Source organism: Sorangiineae bacterium MSr11954 (genome assembly GCA_037157815.1).
GTDB lineage: Bacteria > Myxococcota_A > Polyangia > Polyangiales > Polyangiaceae > Pendulispora > Pendulispora albinea.
Map to the genome: position 1 here is coordinate 5,246,260 of CP089984.1, position 19,563 is coordinate 5,265,822.

Below are 19,563 nucleotides of genomic sequence, written 5' to 3' on the forward strand. Positions count from 1 at the left end.
GATGTCCCAAGACGAGAAACTTCGCGACTACTTGAAGCGCGCCCTGCTCGACCTGCATCAGGCAAAGGAGCGGCTGCGCAAGCTCGAGGACGAATCACGCGAGCCGATCGCCATCGTCTCCATGACGTGCCGCTTCCCGGGCGGCGTGCGCTCGCCCGAGGATCTCTGGCAGCTCTTGTGCGAGGGGCGCGACGCCATCTCCGGCTTCCCCGAGGGCCGCGGGTGGAACGCCGACGCCATCTACGATCCCGATCCCGACGCCCACGGCAAGAGCTACGCGCGCGAAGGAGGCTTTCTCCACGACGCGGATGGCTTCGACCCTGGCTTCTTCGGGATCAGCCCCCGCGAGGCGCTCGCCATCGACCCCCAGCAGCGCCTCTTGCTCGAGACGTCGTGGGAAGCGTTCGAGCGCGCAGGCATCGCCCCCCACGCGGTGCGCGGCTCGCAGACCGGGGTGTTCATCGGCAACATGTACAACGACTACGGCGCGCGGCTGCGGCATTGGCCCGACGATCTGGAGGGCTACCTCGGTATGGGCAGCTCCGCCAGCGTATCCTCGGGGCGCATCGCGTACACGTTCGGGTTGCACGGTCCCACCATCACCGTGGACACGGCGTGCAGCTCGTCGATGGTCGCCATCCACCTGGCCTGCCAGGCGCTGCGCCAAGGTGAGTGCGATCTCGCCCTGGCCGGTGGGGTGAGCGTCATGTCCACGCCCGGGCCCTTCGTCGCCTTCAGCCGCCTGCGCGGGCTCGCTCCCGATGGCCGCTGCAAGTCCTTCTCCGCCGATGCCGACGGCGCGTCGTGGTCGGAGGGTGCGGGCATGCTGCTCCTGGAGCGCCTCTCCGATGCCCAGCGAAACGGTCACCCCGTGCTCGCCATCGTGCGTGGCTCCGCGGTCAACCAAGACGGCAAGAGCCAGGGCCTGACCGCCCCCAACGGTCCCGCGCAGGAGCGCGTCATCCTCCGGGCCCTCGAGAGCGCGCGCCTCTCGCCCAAGGACGTCGACGCCGTCGAGGCCCACGGCACCGGAACCACCTTGGGCGATCCCATCGAGGCCCACGCGCTGCTCGCCACCTACGGACGGGCACGCTCCAAGGACAATCCCCTTTGGCTCGGCAGCCTCAAGTCCAACCTCGGTCACACCCAGGCCGCGGCGGGGGTGGGCGGCGTCATCAAGATGGTCCTGGCCATGCAGCACGGCATGCTGCCCAAGACCCTGCACGCCGAGAGGCCGTCTCCGCACATCGACTGGTCGTCCGAGGCCATGCGGCTCCTGAACGAGTCCACCCCGTGGCCCGAGAACGGGCATCCGCGCCGCGGCGGTGTCTCCTCCTTCGGCGTCTCCGGCACCAATGCGCACGTCATCCTCGAGCGAGCCCCCGAAGCATCTTCGGAGAGCGGACCGCGACGGGGCCCAGAGGCCGAGGCGCCGCACGCGGTCCCCATTCTGCTGTCGGCCAAGACCGAGGCGGCGCTCCGGGCGCAGGCCGATCGGCTGCGGCAGCACCTCGAGGCACACCCGGATCGCGAGCTCGTCGACGTGGCGTATTCGCTCGCCACCTCGCGCGCGCACTTCGAACACCGCGCCGCCATCGTGGCTACGGACCGCCTGGCGTTGACGAGCAGCCTCGCGTCGATCGTCGACGGCGAGACCGCGCCCAATGTCGCCAAGGGTCAAGCCCACCGCGGCGGCAAGCTCGTCTTCGTCTTTCCGGGGCAAGGCTCGCAGTGGCCGGGGATGGCGTCGTCGTTGCTCGCGACCTCCCGCGTCTTCCGGGAGCAGATCGAGGCGTGCGAGCGCGCCCTGGCGCCGCACGTGGATTGGTCCTTGTTGGCCCTCCTTCGGGGGGACGCCGGCGCACCATCGCTCGAGCGCATCGACGTCGTGCAGCCGGCGCTGTTCGCGGTCATGATCTCGCTCGCGGCCCTCTGGCGCTCGATGGGGGTCGAGCCCCATGCCGTGGTCGGTCACAGCCAGGGCGAGATCGCGGCCGCGTGCGTCGCCGGCGCCCTCTCGCTCGAGGATGGCGCCAAAATCGTGACCTTGCGCAGCCGTGCGCTTGCGCGCTTCGCAGGCCTCGGCGCCATGGCGGCGGTCGAGGCTCCCCTCGCCGAGCTCGAGAGCGTTCTTCGTTCGCTCGGGCCCGTTGGAGATCAGGTGTCGGTGGCCGCGGTCAACAGCCCATCGTCCACGGCCGTCGCGGGTCCGCCCGACGCGATCGACGCGCTCCTTCGCGCGCTCCAAGCCAAGCAAATCTTCGCGCTCAAGCTGCGAACGGAGGTCGCCTCGCACTGCGCGCAGATCGATGCGCTGCGCGAGGAGCTCGCGAAGGAGCTGTCCGACGTGATACCGCGGAAGACGCGCATCCCGTTCTACTCCACGGTGACCGGCAAGCCGCTCGACGGGGCCGAGCTCGGCGCCGCGTACTGGTTCGACAACATCCGCCACCCCGTGCAGTTCGGCGAGGCGACGCGGGCGCTCGTGGCGGATGCGCATCGATTCTTCATCGAGGTGAGCCCCCATCCGATGCTGATGATGCCTTTGTTCGAGACGCTCGAGACCGAAGGCCTCCCCCTCGGCGTCGTCGGCTCCATCTGGCAGGACGAGGGCGATCTCGGTCGTCTTCTTCTTTCGCTGGGCGAGCTTCACATGCACGGGTACCCCGTCGATTGGGGCGCGTTCTTTCAGCCATGGTCGCCGCGGCGGGTGCCTTTGCCCACCTACCCCTTTCAGCGAGAGCGCTTCTGGCTCGACTCCCCGAGGCACGCCGACGTGATCTCCGCCGGGCTGGGCACGGCGGACCATCCGCTGCTGGGGGCCGCGGTGAGGTTGGCCGACTCGGACGGCTTTCTCTTTACGGGCCGGTTGGCGCTCGCCGAGCACCCCTGGCTCCTGAGCCACCGCGTCTTCGAGACGGTGCTCTTGCCCGGCACGGCCTTCGTGGAGCTCGCGCTCTCTGCCGCCCACCGCCTCGGGCTCGATCGGGTCGAGGAGCTGACCTTGGAGGCCCCGCTCGTCCTGCCCGTCGCTCCTGCGAACGCAGGCATGCTGGTGCAGCTCTCCGTGGGCGCGCCCGATGAGACGGGCCGGCGGCCGCTGGCCCTCTACGCCCGCCCCGAGGTGCCCGGCTCGCCGTCGCTCTCCCTGGACGGTGCGTCGTCCGATGCTTGGACCCGGCACGCCACGGGCTTCTTGGCGCCATTTCCGCCCGACGCGAAGCCCTTCGACTTCGAGCTCCGCGCGTGGCCCCCGCCCGGCGCGGCACCTCTGCCTCTCGACGGGTTCTACGCGGAATTGGCCGACGCAGGGTTCACCTACGGGCCCGAGTTTCAGGGGCTTCGCGCGGTCTACGCGCGCGGAGAGGAGATCTTTGCCGAGGTCGCGCTCCCCGAGTCGCTGGCACCGGAGGCGCGCCGGTTCACGCTGCATCCTGCCCTCTTCGACGCCGCCCTGCACGCCATGGTCGTTCCGATATTGCGCACGGCGACCGACGCTGCTCTGCCCTTCGCGTGGAGCGATGTATCGGTCCGCGCCGTCGGAGCCGCCATCCTGAGGGTGCGCTTTCGGCCGCACGATGGCGCGAGCTCGTTCTCGCTCGAGGTCGCCGATGCGGCCGGCGAGCCCTTGGCCCGCGTTCAAACGCTGGCGACCCGGCCCATCGTTCGCGAGCAGCTCGAACGGGCCTCCGCGTCGTCGTCGTCGCGCTCCGATGGGCTCGTGCAGGTCGACTGGATCCCGGCGCGCTCCGAGCTCGCCGTGACACCGGCCGCGCGCTGGGCCCTGCTCGGTCGGGGCCATGACGACCTCGCCGCGGCGTTCGGCGCGCGCTTGGAGCGCTACCCCGATCTTCCCGCCTTGCAGCTCGCCCTCGAAGAGGGCGCACCCGCGCCCGATGCGGTGCTCGTCCCCTTCGTCTCCACCGACCCCCAGGTCGACGTGATCTCCGCGGCCCATCGCGCCACCGCCGATTCGCTCGCGCTGCTCCAGTCGTGGCTCGCCGACGAGCGCTTCGCCTCGGCGCGCCTGGTCTTGCTCACACGCGGCGCTATCGCGGCCCACGACGGCGCCGCCGATAACGGCGCCGCCGACAGGCTCGATGATCTGGCCCACGCCCCCATCTGGGGGCTCGCGCGCTCCGCCCAATCGGAGAACCCCGACTCGGCCATCGTCTTGCTCGACATCGACACCACCGAGGCCTCCCGACGTGCCCTGCCGGAAGCCTTGCGCGCAGACGAAAATCAGCTCGCCCTGCGCAACGGCCACCTGCTCGTCCCGCGCCTCGCTCGATGGGCTCCTTCCGCCTCGTCGTCCTCTCCCTCCGCTCCCGCCTCGTCCGAGCCCGAGTCGACGTCGCCGAACGGCCTTGGCGGCGACGGCAACCGCGGCACGGTCCTCATCACCGGCGGCACCGGCACCCTCGGCAGCCTGCTCGCACGCCACCTCGTGCAAAAGCACGACGTGCGACACCTCCTGCTCCTCTCGCGTCAGGGGCCCAACGCTCCGGGCGCCGATGCGCTCGCACGCGAGCTCGAGGCCCTCGGCGCGCGCGTCACCCTCGCCGCCGGCGATGCGGCCGACTGCACCGCCCTCGAAGCGATCTTGGCGGCCATTCCCCACGAGCATCCGCTCACCGCCGTGGTGCATACCGCGGGCAGCCTCTCGGATGGCCTCATCGGCTCGCTGACCGCCGAGCGACTCCGCACGGTCCTGCGGGCAAAGCTCGACGGCGCGCAGCATCTGCACGAGCTCACGCAACACCTCGACCTTCGCGCGTTCGTCCTCTACGCGTCCATCGCCGGGGTGCTCGGCGGGCCGGGGCAGGCCAACTACGCCGCGGCCAACGTCTTTCTCGACGCCCTGGCGCACCATCGCCGCGCCCGGGGGCTCCCCGCGCTCTCGCTCGACTGGGGCGCTTGGGCCGGGACCAGCGGGCTCACCGCCCACCTCACCGACGCCGATCGGCGTCGGATCGCGCGGGGCGGCTTGCAGACCCTCTCGTCCGAGCAGGGCCTCGCGCTCTTCGATGCCGCGCTGGGGCAGCCGGGCACCGCGGGCCGCGCGGAGCCAGGCGCACCGAGCCCCGCGCAGATCGCGGCCCGCTTCGACACAGCGATCCTCGGCAAGGCGCGCGACGGAACCGTGCGCCCGATGTTTCGGGGCCTGGTGCGCGCCAGGGCTCCTCGCCCGCTCGCGTCCAACACGACCACCGCCTCCTCGTTCGAGCAACGCCTGCTCGCGCTTCCCTCCCAGGAGGATCGCGAGAGCTTTCTGCTCGACCTCGTGCGCCCCGAGATCGCGGCGGTCATGGGCATCAGCGCTTCCTCATCCATCGACCCCGATCGCCCTCTTCAGGAGCTTGGCCTCGACTCCCTCATGGCGCTCGAGATCCACAACAGACTTTCTGGTGCGACGGGGATGCGACTGAAGGCCACCTTCCTCTTCGACCACCCCACCCCCGCCAAAATCGCGCGCGCGCTGCTCGCTCGGGCAACGAACGTGACCTCGGCGGAGGCTGAGGCGACTATCCGCGAGAGCAAGATTCGGCACGCGATTGCGGCCATTCCGCTCGAGCGCCTGCGAAAGAGCGGTTTGCTCGGCCCGCTCCTGCGGCTCGGAGATCCCGAGGGCGAGGGTGTCCACGGCGCGGACGATGCCCGAGGCACGCTGGAAGCCATCACCGCCATGAACGACAGCGAATTGATCGCGCTCGGCCTCGCCGAAGCCGAGCAACGGAGCAGCCCATGAACAAGCCACCGAGCGACGCGATGGACGCGCTCCGCGCCGCCCTCTTGAGCGTTCACCGGCTGCGGGAACAGAATCGAGAGCTCGTCCACGCGGCGCGGGAGCCGATCGCGATCGTGGCGATGGCCTGCCGCTTCCCCGGCGGGATTCGCACGCCGGAGGCTCTGTGGGAGATCCTACGCGAGGGCGGGGACGCCATCTCCGGCTTCCCCAGCGATCGCGACTGGGATCTCGAGGCGCTCTATGACCCCGATCCCGGCGCCTCCGGCAAGAGCATCACGCGCGAGGGAGGCTTCCTCCAGGATCCGCACGGCTTCGATCCTGGCTTTTTCGGGATAAGCCCCCGTGAGGCGCTCGCCATCGATCCCCAGCAGCGCCTCTTGCTCGAGACGTCGTGGGAAGCGTTCGAGCGCGCGGGCGTGCCTCCCCGCACGCTGCACGGCTCGCAGACCGGCGTCTTCGTCGGCGTCATGTACAACGACTACGGCACCCGGCTGCGGCACGTTCCGGACGATCTCGAGGGCTATGTCGGCATGGGGAGCTCGGCGAGCGCAGCCTCCGGGCGGATCGCGTACACCTTCGGGTTGCACGGCCCGGCGCTCACGTTGGACACGGCGTGCAGCTCGTCGCTGATCGCCGTTCACCTGGCCTGCCAAGCGCTTCGCCAAGGTGAGTGCTCGCTCGCGCTCGCGGGGGGCGTCGCCATCATGGCCACACCAGGCGTCTTCGTCGCCTTCAGCCGCCAACGCGCGCTCGCCCCCGATGGTCGCTGCAAATCCTTCTCCGCCGAGGCCGATGGCACAGCGTGGTCCGAGGGCGCCGGCATGTTGCTCCTGGAGCGCCTGTCCGACGCCAAGCGCAATGGGCATCCCATCCTCGCCGTGCTCCGCGGCTCCGCGGTCAACCAGGACGGCCGAAGCCAGGGGCTGACGGCGCCCAATGGCCCCGCGCAAGAACGGGTCATCCTCCAGGCCCTCGAGAACGCGCACCTCTCGCCCAAGGACATCGACGCCGTCGAGGCCCACGGCACCGGAACCACCTTGGGCGATCCCATCGAGGCCCACGCGCTGCTCGCCACCTACGGACAGGCCCGCTCCAAAGACAACCCCCTTTGGCTCGGCAGCCTCAAGTCCAACCTCGGTCATACCCAGGCCGCCGCGGGCGTCGGCAGCGTCATGAAGATGGTGCTGGCGCTCGAGCACCGGCTCTTGCCGCGAACACTGCACGCGCAGAACCCGTCCCCGCACATCGATTGGTCGCCCGGCACCGTGCGGCTCTTGAACGAGGCCGTCCCCTGGCCCGCGACGGATCGCCCGCGCCGCGCCGGCATCTCCTCCTTCAGCGCCAGCGGCACCAACGCGCACCTCATCGTCGAAGAAGCCCCCGCCGCCGCTTCGAGCCCCGAGACGGCATCGGAGGGCGGAGCGCCGGCCACCTTGCCGGTGCTGCTCTCCGCGAAGAGCGAGGCGGGACTGCGCGCGCAGGCTGCCCGGCTGCGCGAGCATCTCGTGGCGCACCCCCAGGTTTCGCTCGGCGACGTGGCGTATTCCCTCGCGGTCACGCGGTCGCACTTCGAGCGTCGCGCCGTCCTGGTGACGGGCGATCGCGCGCAGCTGATTGCCGGGCTCGAGGCGCTCGCCCACGGGGCGCCCGCGCATGGGCAACATGCACCTGATGGCCAAAGCGAGCCGGCCGCCGTGGCGGGAGAGAGCGCGGGAGACGGCAAGCTCGTCTTCGTCTTTCCTGGACAAGGCTCGCAGTGGCCGGGGATGGCGCGCGCGCTGCTCGCGAGCTCACGGGTGTTCCGCGAGCAAATCGAAGCATGCGAGCGAGCGCTGGCCCCGTACGTCGATTGGTCGCTCCGCGCGGTCCTCGAGGGCGAGCCCGAGGGCGACGCGTTTCTCGAGCGGGTCGACGTCGTTCAACCCATCCTCTTCGCGGTCATGGTCGCGCTGGCGGCCCTCTGGCGCGAGGCGGGCGTTCGGCCCGACGCGGTCATCGGTCACAGCCAGGGCGAGATCGCCGCCGCGCACGTGGCCGGCGCGCTCTCGCTCGACGACGCCGCCAAGATCGTCGCGCTGCGCAGCCGCGCGCTCACCGCGCTCGCCGGCAAGGGGGCCATGGCCGCCGTCGAGCTCGGACCCGACGCGTTGCAGCCACACATCGAACGCTTCGCCGGGCGCCTCGCCCTCGCCGCGGTCAACGGTCCCCGCGCCACGCTCGTCTCGGGCGAGCCGGACGCGATCGATGCGCTGGTCCTCGAGCTCACGTCCGCCGACGTCTTCGCCCGAAAGGTGCGCGTCGACTACGCCTCGCATGGCCCTCAGGTCGACGCCGTGGAAGAGGAGCTCTTGTCCCGATTGGCCGGCGTCGCACCGCGTGCCTCCAGCGTCGCCATGTACTCCACGGTCACCGGCGCCCGGATCGATGGCACCGCGCTCGATGCGGCCTACTGGTACCGCAACCTCCGCCAGACGGTCCGCTTCGCCGAAGCCACCGAGCGCCTGCTCGAGGAGGGCCACCCCTTCTTCGTCGAGGTGAGCCCCCACCCGGTGCTCGCCTTGGCGCTGGGCGAAACGCTGGAAGACGCCGCGCGCCGCCGGACAGATGCGCCGGGGCGCGCGTTCACGGTCGTGGGCACCTTGCGCCGTCACGAAGGAGACCTCACGCGGTTCCTTCGCTCGTTCGCCGAGTTGCACGTCCGCGGGCGGAACGTCGACTGGAACGCCTTCTTCCGCCCCTGGAAGCCCCGGCGGGTCGACCTGCCCACCTACGCCTTTCAGCGTGAGCCCTTCTGGCTCCGTGCCACCGAGCCGCGGAACGCGGACGTGACCTCGGTGGGGCTGCTCCCCACCGACCACCCGCTGCTCGGCGCCGCCGTCGGCTTGGCCAGCTCGGACGGCTATGTCTTCACCGGCCGCGTGGCCCTCGCCGAGCATCCGCAGCTCTTGGGCGAGCAGCGCGGCGACACCATCGCCTTCCCATGGGCGGTGATGGTGGAGCTCGCGCTCGCCGCGGCCGAGCGCATCGGGCTGGACCGGCTCGAGGAGCTCACCTTGGAGTCCCCGTTCGCGCTCCCCGCGTCGGCCGTCGTGCTGGTGCAGCTCGCGGTCGCTCCCCCCGACGCGAAAGGCCGTCGCTTGCTCACGCTCTACGCCACGCGGGAGGACGCTCCCGACGCGGCGTGGACCCTCTGCGCCCGCGGCGCGTTGGGCGCGGCCGACGAGCGCGCGGGATCGTTCGAGCTCCGCGCGTGGCCCCCGCCGGGCACCGTCCCCCTCTCTCTCGACGAGGGGGACGATGGCGATACGGCGGGCCTCGCACCGCCCGCCGAGCGCCATGTGCTGCGGGCCGTCTACGCGCGCGGAGACGAGCTGTTCGCCGAGGTGGAGCTCCCCGAGGCGATGGCGAGTGAGGCCGAGCGGTTCGTGCTCCATCCGGCCCTGCTCGAAGGCGCATCGCAAGCGCTGGTCGTGGCAGGCCTGGGCGACCGCGATCCCGGTGTCCACGACGATGCCGTCGCGATGACGTGGCCCGCGGCCTGGAACGAAGTCGCGATCCATGCGGTCGGCGCCTCCGCGCTGCGGGTGCGCCTCGCGCGCAACGACGCGGGCGGCTCCTACGCCATCGCCCTCGCCGACCCCGCCGGCGAGCCAGTCGCGCACATCGGAGCGCTCACCGCCCGGAGCTTGTCGAACGACGAGCTCGCGGCCTTGTCCTCCGCTTCCCCGGCGGGGGAGCAAGCGGCACGCGCGCGCGCCCTCGCCAGGGCTTCGCGACCGCGCGCCGCCTCGGGAGCTTCGGGCGACGCGAGCTCGCTCGTGTCGCGCATCGTCGCGTTGCCGCCCGACAAACGCGAGCGCGCGTTGCTCGACGTCGTGCGCGCCAATGTCGCGGCGGTCCTCGGGATCGCGTCCCCGGGGGCGATCGAGCCCCATCGTCCAATCCAGGAGCTCGGCCTCGACTCCATCATGGCCCTCGGGGTCCGAAACCGGCTTTCGGCCGCCACCGGCTTGCGCCTCAAGACCACCCTGCTCTTCGATCATCCGACGGCGGCCTCGGTGGCGAAGCTCCTGCTCGAGCGGCTCCTCGCGGACAAAGGATCCGAGACGGGTCTGACGGGTGCGGGGACGGCCGCGGATCTCGACCGGGTGGAGAGAACGCTTTCCGCGCTCCACGCGAACGAGGCCATGCGGAAGGCGGTCACCCTTCGTTTACAAACACTCTTGAGGACGTGGACGAGCCAGGACGATGCACCGCACGACGCGACCTTCACCGAGAAGGTGGACGCCGCGAGCATCGACGAGCTGCTCCTCCTTCTCGACCGGAAACTAGGAGAGGACACCGATGTCAGCAGTTCGTGAAGAGAAGCTCGCCGAGTACTTGAAGCGCCTGACACACCAGCTCCACGCGACCGAGACGCGGCTGCGCAACCTTGAAGACAAATCGCGCGAGCCCATCGCCATCGTGAGCATCGGCTGCCGGTACCCCGGCGGAGCCAACTCCCCCGACGAGCTCTGGCAGCTCCTGCGCGATGGGCGCGACGCGGTCTCCGGGTTCCCCGACAACCGCGGCTGGGATATCGAATCCCTCTACGATCCCGACCCCGACGCCAGCGGTAAGAGCTACGCGCGCGAGGGTGGCTTCGTCTATGACGCCGATCGCTTCGATCCGTCCTTCTTCGGCATCAGCCCTCGCGAGGCGCTCGCCATGGATCCGCAGCAGAGGCTCCTGCTCGAGACGTCCTGGGAGGCGTTCGAGCGCGCGGGCATCGATCCCAGCACGCTTCACGGCTCGCAGACCGGCATCTTCGCGGGCGTTATCTACAATCACTACACGGTGGGGGTGCTGCAGCCACCGGCCGGGCTCGAGGGCCACATCGTGGTCGGGACCGCCCCGAGCGTGGCATGCGGGCGCATCGCCTACACCTTCGGGTTTCACGGCCCGGCCGTCACCGTGGACACGGCCTGCAGTTCCTCGCTCGTCGCCATCCACCTCGCCTGCCACGCGCTCCGCCAGGGCGAGTGCTCCCTTGCGCTCGCCGGAGGGGTCTCGATCATGGCCACGCCGGCAGCCTTCATCATGTTCAGCCGCCAGCGTGCCATGTCCCCGGACGGGCGCTGCAAGGCCTTCGCGGCCGAGGCGGACGGCACGGGCTGGGCCGAAGGTGCCGGTGTGTTGCTCCTGGAGCGCCTCTCCGATGCCCGGCGCAACGGTCACCCCGTCCTCGCCATCTTGCGCGGCTCCGCCATCAATCAAGACGGCAAGAGCCAGGGCCTCATGGCGCCGAGCGGCCCTGCGCAGGAGCGCGTCATCCTCCAGGCGCTCGAGAACGCGCAGCTCTCGCCCCGAGACATCGACGTCGTCGAGGCGCACGGCACCGGCACGCCCCTCGGCGATCCCATCGAAGCCCACGCCCTTTTGGCCACGTACGGACAGGGGCGCGCCGAAGATCGACCTCTGTGGCTCGGCAGCGCGAAGTCCAATTTCTCGCACACGCAAGGCACCTCCGGGGTCACCGGCGTGATCAAGATGGTGCTCGCCATGCAGCACGGGCTCATGCCCAAGACCTTGCACGCGGACAATGCCTCGCCTCGCATCGATTGGTCCCAGGGCCACATCCGGCTCCTGACGGAGGCCGTCCCCTGGAAGGCCAACGGACACCCTCGCCGCGCGGCCGTCTCGTCGTTCGGTATGTCGGGCACCAATGTTCATGTCATCCTCGAGCAGGCACCACCGCCCGCCCCCGAGGACTCCGCCGCCCCACCTCCAGCGCGGCCGGCCGCCGTGCCCGTGTTGCTCTCCGGCAAGTCCGAACAGGCCCTGCGCGCGCAGGCCCTGCGCCTTCACGAGCACCTCGAGGCCCATCCGGATCTCGAGCTCGTCGACGTGGCCTACTCCCTCGCCACCACCCGCGCACACTTCCAGCATCGCGCCGCCATCGTCGCCGGCGATCGGCCGGCGTTGATGAACAGCCTCGACGCGCTCGCCCGCGGACAAGGCGCGACCAACGCCGTCCTCGGCCAGCGTGGCGGCGACGGCTCGCTCGTCTTCGTCTTTCCCGGGCAAGGCTCGCAGTGGCCGGGGATGGCGCGCGCGCTGCTCGAGGAGTCGCCCGTATTTCGCGAACGAATCGAGGCATGCGCGGGCGCCTTTGCGCGCGTGCTCCCGCCCGACGCCGGCTGGTCCTTGCTGGACGTCCTCGGCGCTCTCGACGGCGAGAGCCCGCTGTTGGAGCGCGTCGACGTCGTGCAACCGGTGCTCTTCGCCGTGATGATCGCGCTCGCGGCGCTCTGGCGCTCGCTCGGCATCGAGCCCGACGCCGTCGTCGGCCACAGCCAGGGCGAGATCGCCGCGGCCCATGTCGCAGGCGCCCTCTCGCTCGAAGACGCCGCCCGCATCGTGACCTTGCGCAGCCGCGTCCTCTCGCGCCTCGCGGGCAAGGGGGCCATGGCCGCCGTCCAGCTGGGCGAGCAGGCGCTCCGAGACCAGCTCCAACCGTGGGGCGAGCGCATCGCGATCGCCGCCGTCAACAGCCCCCAAGCCGCGCTGGTCTCGGGCGAACCGCAGGCCATCGATGGCTTGATCGCCGACCTCACCGACCGAGGAATTTTCGCGCGAAAGGTGCGCGTCGATTACGCCTCGCATGGAGCTCAGGTGGAGGCGATCCGCGACGAGCTCCTCGCCGATCTCACCGGCGTCACGCCGCGCGCGTCCGACATTCCGCTCTACTCCACCGTCACCGGTGCCCGCCTCGAGGGGACCGAGCTCGATGCCGCGTACTGGTATCGAAACCTCCGGCAGACCGTCCGCTTTCGCGACGCCGTCGGCAGCCTGGTGGCCGACGGTCATGCCTTCTTCGTCGAGGTGAGCCCGCAGCCCGTGCTCGCCGTGCCGCTGCGCGAGACGCTCGACGCGGGCAAGCCCACGGTGGTGGGCTCCCTTCGCCGCGACGATGGCGCCCTCGCGCGCCTCCTTCTTTCGCTCGGCGAGCTTCACATCCGCGACCGCCGGGTGGACTGGGAAGCCTATTTTCGGCCGCTCCGGCCGCGCCGCGTGGAGCTGCCGACCTACGCCTTTCAACGGGAGAGCTTCTGGCTCCGCGAGTCCGCCGATGCCCAGGCGGACGCGCGCGAGCCGCCGCGCCAGCGGGACTTCTGGAGCGCCGTGGAGGCGTCGGATCTCGACGCGCTGGCCGCGGCGCTGGGCATCGAGGACGGAGCTCGGCGCACCGCCCTCGTGAGCTTGCTCCCGGCGCTCGCCACCTTCCGCCGCGAGACCCGCCCCCGACCTTCGCCCGCGGGCGATCCCGGATCCATCGCGCTCGACGATGCCAAAGGCTCGGGGGCCGGCGCCGAGGCGGGCCAGCTGCACGCGCGCCCGGCCCTCTCGGTCGCCTACGCGCCACCCTCCACCGACGTCGAGCACGTGCTCGCAGAGGCGTGGGCGCAGGTCCTCGGCTTCCGCGAGGTCGGCATCCACGACGACTTCTTCGATCTGGGCGGCAACTCGCTCATCGCGGGCCAGGTGCTCTCGAGGGTGAAGGCGTCGTTTCCGGTGCCGATAAGCTTCAGCCTCTTCTACGAGGCGCGGACGATCGCCGGCTTGGCGACCCACGTCGAAGAAGGCCTCATCGCAGCGCTCGAAGAGCTTTCGGAGGCCGAGGCGGAGCGCCTTTTGGGCTCGGATCCCCAAGCACCCCAAGCACCACGAGGAACCCATGTCTGATCACGATTCCACGGCGAGGCGTCTCGACGGAATGTCCGCCACCAAACGCGCGCTCCTCCAACGATGGAAGCGAGGCGGAATGGAGCCATCGTCCTCCGCCATCCCTCGCGTCGGGCCCAAGGTGACGGGCGCTCCGTACGAAGCCCCGGCGTCTTCGACGCAGCAGCGCTCCTGGTACCTCGATCAACTCGTCCCCGGAAGCCGCACCAACAACGCCTCGTTCGCCTTCCGCATCGTGGGGCCGCTTCATCGAGCGGCGCTCGGGCGCGCGCTGACGGAGCTCGTCCGCCGCCAGGAGAGCTTGCGCACCACGTTTCCGAGCGCAGAGGGGCGCACCAAACAGGTGATCGGCGCGCCGTTCGTGCCTTCGTTCCCGCTCGAAGACTTGACCGACCTGCCGCCCAACGCACGCCAGACGGAGCTCGAGCGGCTCGCGCGAGCAGAGGCCACGCAACTGCTCTCCCTTGAGCGAGGACCGCTGTTCGCGGCCCGGCTGGTGCGCCTGGCGGAGAACGAGCACGTCTTGCTGCTCACGATCCATCACATCATCTTCGACGGGTGGTCGTACGTCCTTTTGAACCGCGAGGTGATCGCGCTCTATACCGCCTACGCGGAAGGAAAGCCGAGCCCTCTGCCCGAGCTCGCTCTTCAATATGGCGACTACGCCGCGTGGGAGCAAAAGCGAATCGCGGACGGTGCCTACCGCGCGAGCCTCGACTTCTGGAAGAAGGAGCTCGCCGGGGCTGCGACCTTGTCGTTGCCTACGGACCGCCCCCGGCCGGCCGTGCAAACCTTCCGAGGCGCGCGGATGGAAATGCTCCTCCCGCAGGCGCTGGCGGACGCCGTCCGCGACGCGTGCCAGCGCGAAGACGTCACCCCGTACATGTTCTTCTTGGGCGCCTTCACCACCTTGCTGTCACGTTACTCGGGCCAAGACGACGTGGTGGTCGGCTCCCCCATCGCCAATCGGCCCGGCGTGGAAACCGAATCGATCATCGGCTTCTTCGCGAACACCATCGCCCTCCGGACGGATCTGTCCGGCGATCCCTCCTTTCGGGAGCTGCTCGGGCGAATCCGCCCGCGAACACTCGCGGCCTTTCAGCATCAGAACCTGCCCTTCGAGCTGCTGGTGGCCGAGCTCGCGCCCGAACGCGATTTGAGCCGCAACCCCATCTTCCAAGTGATGATGGTGCTGCAGAACCAAAACTTCGAGCTGCCCCCGCTCCCCGGGCTCGAAGCGTCGGTGGAAGACGTGCATTCACGGACCGCCCAGTTCGACATCTGGCTCCAGTGGCGCCGCCTCGGCGAGACGTGGACGGCCACCTTCGAGCACCGGACCGATCTGTTCGACGACGCGACCATCGCCCGTCTGTGGCGTCACCTCCTGAAGATCATCGAGAGCGCCACGTCGAACCCCGCGCTCCGCTTGTCGGAGATCCCCTTGCTCGACGACGAGGAGCGGCACCAACTGCTCGTCGCGTTCAACGACACGGCGAAGGATTACGGCCGCGAGCACCTTTTGCACGCGCACATCGAGCGGCAGGCCCAGGAGACGCCCGACCGCGCGGCCGTGTTCTTCGAAGGCGAGACGCTCTCGTACCGCGCCCTCGACGAACGGGCCAACCGGCTGGCGAACCTCCTGGTCGCCGCGGGCGTGGCGCCCGACACGCTGGTCGGCGTCCACGCGGAGCGGTCCGCGAACCTCGTGGTGGCCCTGCTCGCGGTCCTGAAGAGCGGCGGGGCGTACGTTCCGCTCGACCCCTCGTACCCTGAGGAGCGCATCGAGCACATGATCCGCGATACCCGCATGCCGGTGCTGCTGACGGATAGGGCGTTGCCGACCGGGTGCAGCACCCGGCTCGGAGATGCGGCGCCGCGGACCGTTTCGCTCAACGATTGGACCGAGCTCTCGCGGTATCCAGACGAGCGCCCGGCGGTCGCCATGTCCCCCGAGCACCTGGCGTACGTCATCTACACGTCGGGGTCGACCGGCCTCCCCAAGGGGGCCATGAACTCGCACCGAGGCATCTGCAACCGGCTGCTCTGGATGCAGGACGCCTATGGCCTGACCCAGGACGACCGGGTGCTCCAGAAGACGCCTTTCAGCTTCGACGTGTCGGTCTGGGAGTTCTTCTGGCCGCTGATGACGGGCGCAGGGTTGGTCGTCGCCCGGCCCGAAGGGCACAAGGATCCGTCCTATTTGATCGAGACGATCACCCGGCAGAAGATCACCACGATTCACTTCGTTCCCTCGATGCTGCAGGCGGTCCTCGAGCATCCCCTGCTCTCGGACTGCACGTCCCTCGCGCGGGTCGTCTGCAGCGGCGAGGCGCTCCCCGCAGCGTTTCGCGATCGGTTCTTCGCGAGGCTCCCCGGGACCGAGCTGCACAACCTCTACGGCCCCACCGAGGCCGCGGTGGACGTGACGTTCTGGCCCTGCCGCACGGATCCCGAGTCCCCCACGGTCCCCATCGGCAGGCCCATCGCGAACACCCAGATCTACATCCTCGACGAGCACCGGCAGCCGGCGCCGATCGGCATTCCGGGAGAGATCTACATCGGCGGCACCAACGTGGGCCGCGGGTATCTCAATCGGCCCGAGCTCGACCTCGAGCGGTTCGTGCCCGATCCATTCGGCGCGGTCGCCGGAGCCAAGATGTACCGGACCGGCGATCGCGCCCGCTACCGCAGCGACGGCGTCATCGAATACCTCGGGAGGCTCGACGAACAGGTGAAGGTCCGCGGCTTCCGCATCGAGCTCGGAGAGATCGAGTCCGCCTTGCGGCGGCAGCCCAACGTGAAGGACGCGGTGGTGACGGCCATCGAAGACGCCGGCCGAAAGCGGCTGGTCGCGTACGTCGTGCCCGCCGCCGGCGCCGTCACCTCCGGGGTTCGGCTCGAGCATCTGCAGACCTGGGAGACCGTCTACGACGACACCTACAGCCCACCCGACGCCGACCGCTCGTCCCGCCTGGAGGACGATTTCAGCGGCTGGAACAGCAGCTACACGGGCAGGCAGCTCCCCGAAGAGGCGATGCACGAGTGGGTGGACACGACGGTGGCGCGCATCCAATCGCTCGCCCCCTCGCGCGTGCTGGAGCTGGGCTGCGGCACCGGGCTCTTTCTGTTGCGGCTCGCCCCCGGCTGCGAGGTCTATCACGCGACCGACATTTCGAAGGTCGCCGTCGAGACCCTACGGCGCGAGGTTCGTGCGCGAGGGCTCGCGCACGTGGAGCTCACACAAGCCGAAGCCAGTGAGCTGGAAGGTGCTCCGGGATCGTATGACGTCGTCGTCCTGAACTCGGTCGTCCAGTATTTCTCGAGCATTGAGTATCTGGTCGCCGTCCTCGAACGAGCCTGGCGCGTGCTCCGGCCGGGGGGCGCGATCTTCCTCGGGGACGTGCGCAGCTTGCCGCTCCTCGAGCTGTTCCACACCTCGGTGGAGCTCGCGAAAGCTCCGGCCACCCGATCGAGCGCCCAGCTGCGGAGGCGCATCCGGCACGCGATGGCGCACGAGAACGAGCTGGTCCTTCACCCGGCGTTCTGGAGGACCGTGGAGCGTCACGTCCCGGGGCTCGTGTGCGAGCGCATCCTAAGCAAGCGGGGCCGCCACCACACCGAGCTGAATCAATTTCGTTACGACGTCGTCCTCCGTCGCGAGCCGACCGCCTCCACTCGCGGACCGCGGCGAACGAGCTCGGCCACGCTGGACGAGCGCGAAGGATCGATGCTCGCGCGCGGCGAGCCGAATGTCGAGGACATCCGGTACGGTCTGGAGGCGGAGCGGCCACCCCGCCTCCAGCTCCAGCGGGTGGCCGATGCGAGGCTCACCCGGGACGTTCGGGCGCTCGAGCTCCTCGCAACGGCGGAGGAAACGACGACCGCCGGCGATCTGCGAAAGATGCTCGATGAGGGCGACGCGGGCGCGGCGCTCGATCCGGAGTTTCTCTTCGCCCTGGGCGACGATCTCGGATACGAGGTGGACCTCGTCGCGCGCGACGATGCGCCCGGCTATTTCGATGCACGATTTCACGCTCGCAGCGTAGACGGCGCGGGCTCCCCCGAGCGTGCGGCGGCCGAGATCCGCGTGGCCGACGGGCCCGAGGCTCGGCACCTCTCGAACGAGCACGACGTACCGACGGGCGATTACGCCACCCAGCCCCTTCGCCAGCGGCTCGCCGCCGCACTGGTCCCCACCTGGAAGAAGGGGATCAAGCAGACTTTGCCCGACTTCATGATCCCCTCGGCGTTCGTCCTCCTCGACGCCATCCCGATCAGCGCCCACGGAAAGGTCGAACGCTCGGCGCTGCCCGCCCCCGCGGAGCTCTCCGAGACCGAGGTGCCGTACGCGGCACCTCGCTCCGCCGCGGAGAAGACGTTATCCGAGATCTGGTCCGAGCTCTTGGGGGTGGAGTCGGTGGGGATCCACCATAGCTTCTTTGCGCTCGGCGGAGACTCCATCCAGACCATTCAAGCGATCGCCCGCGCGCGGCAGCGCGGCCTGAACTTGACCGTCGAGCAGCTCTTTCGAAACCAGACCATCGCCGAGCTGGCAGGGGAGCTCCAAACGGTGCCGCCCATCGCAGCAGCGCAGAGCCCGGGGGCGACGGCCGAAGAAGGGCGGCGAACGCACTTCGCGGACGACGTCGACCTGCCTGCCTCCGTCCAGGTGGAGGACGTCTATCCAGCCTCGCCCATGCAGGCCTACATGCTCGACCGGCTGGAGAACCATCCGGAGGCCGGGCTCTACTCGCTGTTCGTCGTCTTTTCCCTGCGCGGCCCATTGGACGTCTCCGTGCTGCAACGCGCCTGGCAGAGCGTCCTCGAGCGGCACCCGGCCTTGCGAACCACGTTCGCAAAGGGGCGGTCGGGCGGGTACATGCAAATCGTTCACGCGCACGCCGAGCTTCCCATCGACGAGCACGATTGGCGCCATGTGCCACCCGCCGAGTTCGAGGCCAAGCTGTGGACCTATATCCTCGCGGGCCGCGCGCGACCTTATTCGCTCGATCAATGCCCGCAGATGCGCGCCGCGGTCTTTCGAGCGAAGGACGACCTCGATTGGTACGCATTCCCATTCAATTACGTTCAGCGCGACGGCTGGAGCACGATGGTCGTCATGAACGAGGTGTTGGCGTTCAGCACGGCGTACGCCAATGGACAACAGCTGGTGCTCGATCGCGCGTCTTCGCCCCGGCAGCACATCGAGCGACTGCTGGAGGTCCAGCGGCAGGACGGGGGGGCGACGGAGGACTTCTGGCGCAACAAGCTCCGAGGTTTCCGGGAGCGAACGAACCTCATCGATCGAATGGGCGGGCTGAACGGCGAGGCCCCCGAGCCCACGTTCGCCAAGCAGCATATCGTGTTCGACGCCAATCTCAGCGAGCGCCTCGGCGCGCTCGCGCGCGAGGAGAAGCTCACGATCAACGCGTTCGTGCACGCCGCCTGGGCGACGCTCTTGGCCACGTACACGGGCCGGGAGGACGTTCTGTACGGCGCCATCGTCTCCGCCCGATCGGCGCAGATCCCCGGCATCGAGGGGATGGTGGGCCTCTTGAACAACATTCTACCGGTCCGTCCGCCGCCGCCCTCGCCCTTCGATACCTTGCGCGCTTGGCTCCAGGCCATGCAGGCCGATTTCCTGGAGCTCCGCCGCTACGATCATACGCGCATCGAGGACGCGAGGGCGTGGAGCGAGCTGCCGGAGGGATCCCCGTTCTTCGAGAGCTACATCGCCATCGAGAACCTCCCCGGCACCAAGGACCTGATCCCGGGCGAAAGTTTCATGATTTGCCCGGTCCAACTCGATTTTCCACTTCGTATCGAGTTCTATCCGGGCGTGAGGCTGGCGCTGGTCGTCCATTATTATCGACGCTATTTCCGTGACGACGCGGTAACCCGGATCATTCACGACTTCGAACGGACGCTCGCGATCCTGGCGAACGGTTTGGACCAATCGCCGCGCGCGCTTTCGGCGCGCTGATTCGATATCCAAGCTCCCGCCCTGGCGCTCATGACCAAATCAAAGTTACGCACCTTGACCGGCCAATTGGTGTTGCTATAGAGATTGTTCAACCCATTCCGGAGGG

Annotated in this window: 4 protein-coding genes; all 4 read left to right on the plus strand. The window is 69.5% G+C overall.

Annotated elements, in window-relative coordinates:
• Window position 1 precedes the first annotated feature (1 nt).
• From LZC94_20455 to LZC94_20470, 4 genes are read left to right on the plus strand one after another with little or no spacing between them, the layout of a single operon-like run.
• Window positions 2-5,749 (plus strand): type I polyketide synthase, encoded by a 5,748-nt coding sequence (locus LZC94_20455; GenBank protein WXB19585.1) that lies wholly within the window; start codon window positions 2-4, stop codon window positions 5,747-5,749.
• On the plus strand, window positions 5,746-10,110 hold the full coding sequence (locus LZC94_20460) for an acyltransferase domain-containing protein (GenBank protein ID WXB19586.1): 4,365 nt from the start codon (window positions 5,746-5,748) through the stop codon (window positions 10,108-10,110). Before LZC94_20455 ends, LZC94_20460 begins: the two co-directional genes overlap by 4 nt.
• A complete protein-coding gene (locus LZC94_20465; GenBank protein ID WXB19587.1) occupies window positions 10,094-13,474 on the plus strand; it encodes an acyltransferase domain-containing protein in 3,381 nt (1,126 codons plus the stop codon). Before LZC94_20460 ends, LZC94_20465 begins: the two co-directional genes overlap by 17 nt.
• Window positions 13,467-19,457 carry an amino acid adenylation domain-containing protein gene (locus tag LZC94_20470; protein WXB19588.1) on the plus strand — a complete coding sequence of 1,997 codons (5,991 nt, stop codon included), beginning with the start codon at window positions 13,467-13,469 and terminating at the stop codon, window positions 19,455-19,457. Before LZC94_20465 ends, LZC94_20470 begins: the two co-directional genes overlap by 8 nt.
• Window positions 19,458-19,563: the final 106 nt, after the last annotated feature.

What these genes read in the sequence shown, in the direction of transcription:
- LZC94_20455 (WXB19585.1), top strand. Translation starts at nt 2, where the DNA reads ATGTCCCAAGACGAGAAACTTCGCGACTACTTGAAGCGCGCCCTGCTC.
- LZC94_20460 (WXB19586.1), top strand. Translation starts at nt 5,746, where the DNA reads ATGAACAAGCCACCGAGCGACGCGATGGACGCGCTCCGCGCCGCCCTC.
- LZC94_20465 (WXB19587.1), top strand. Translation starts at nt 10,094, where the DNA reads ATGTCAGCAGTTCGTGAAGAGAAGCTCGCCGAGTACTTGAAGCGCCTG.
- LZC94_20470 (WXB19588.1), top strand. Translation starts at nt 13,467, where the DNA reads ATGTCTGATCACGATTCCACGGCGAGGCGTCTCGACGGAATGTCCGCC.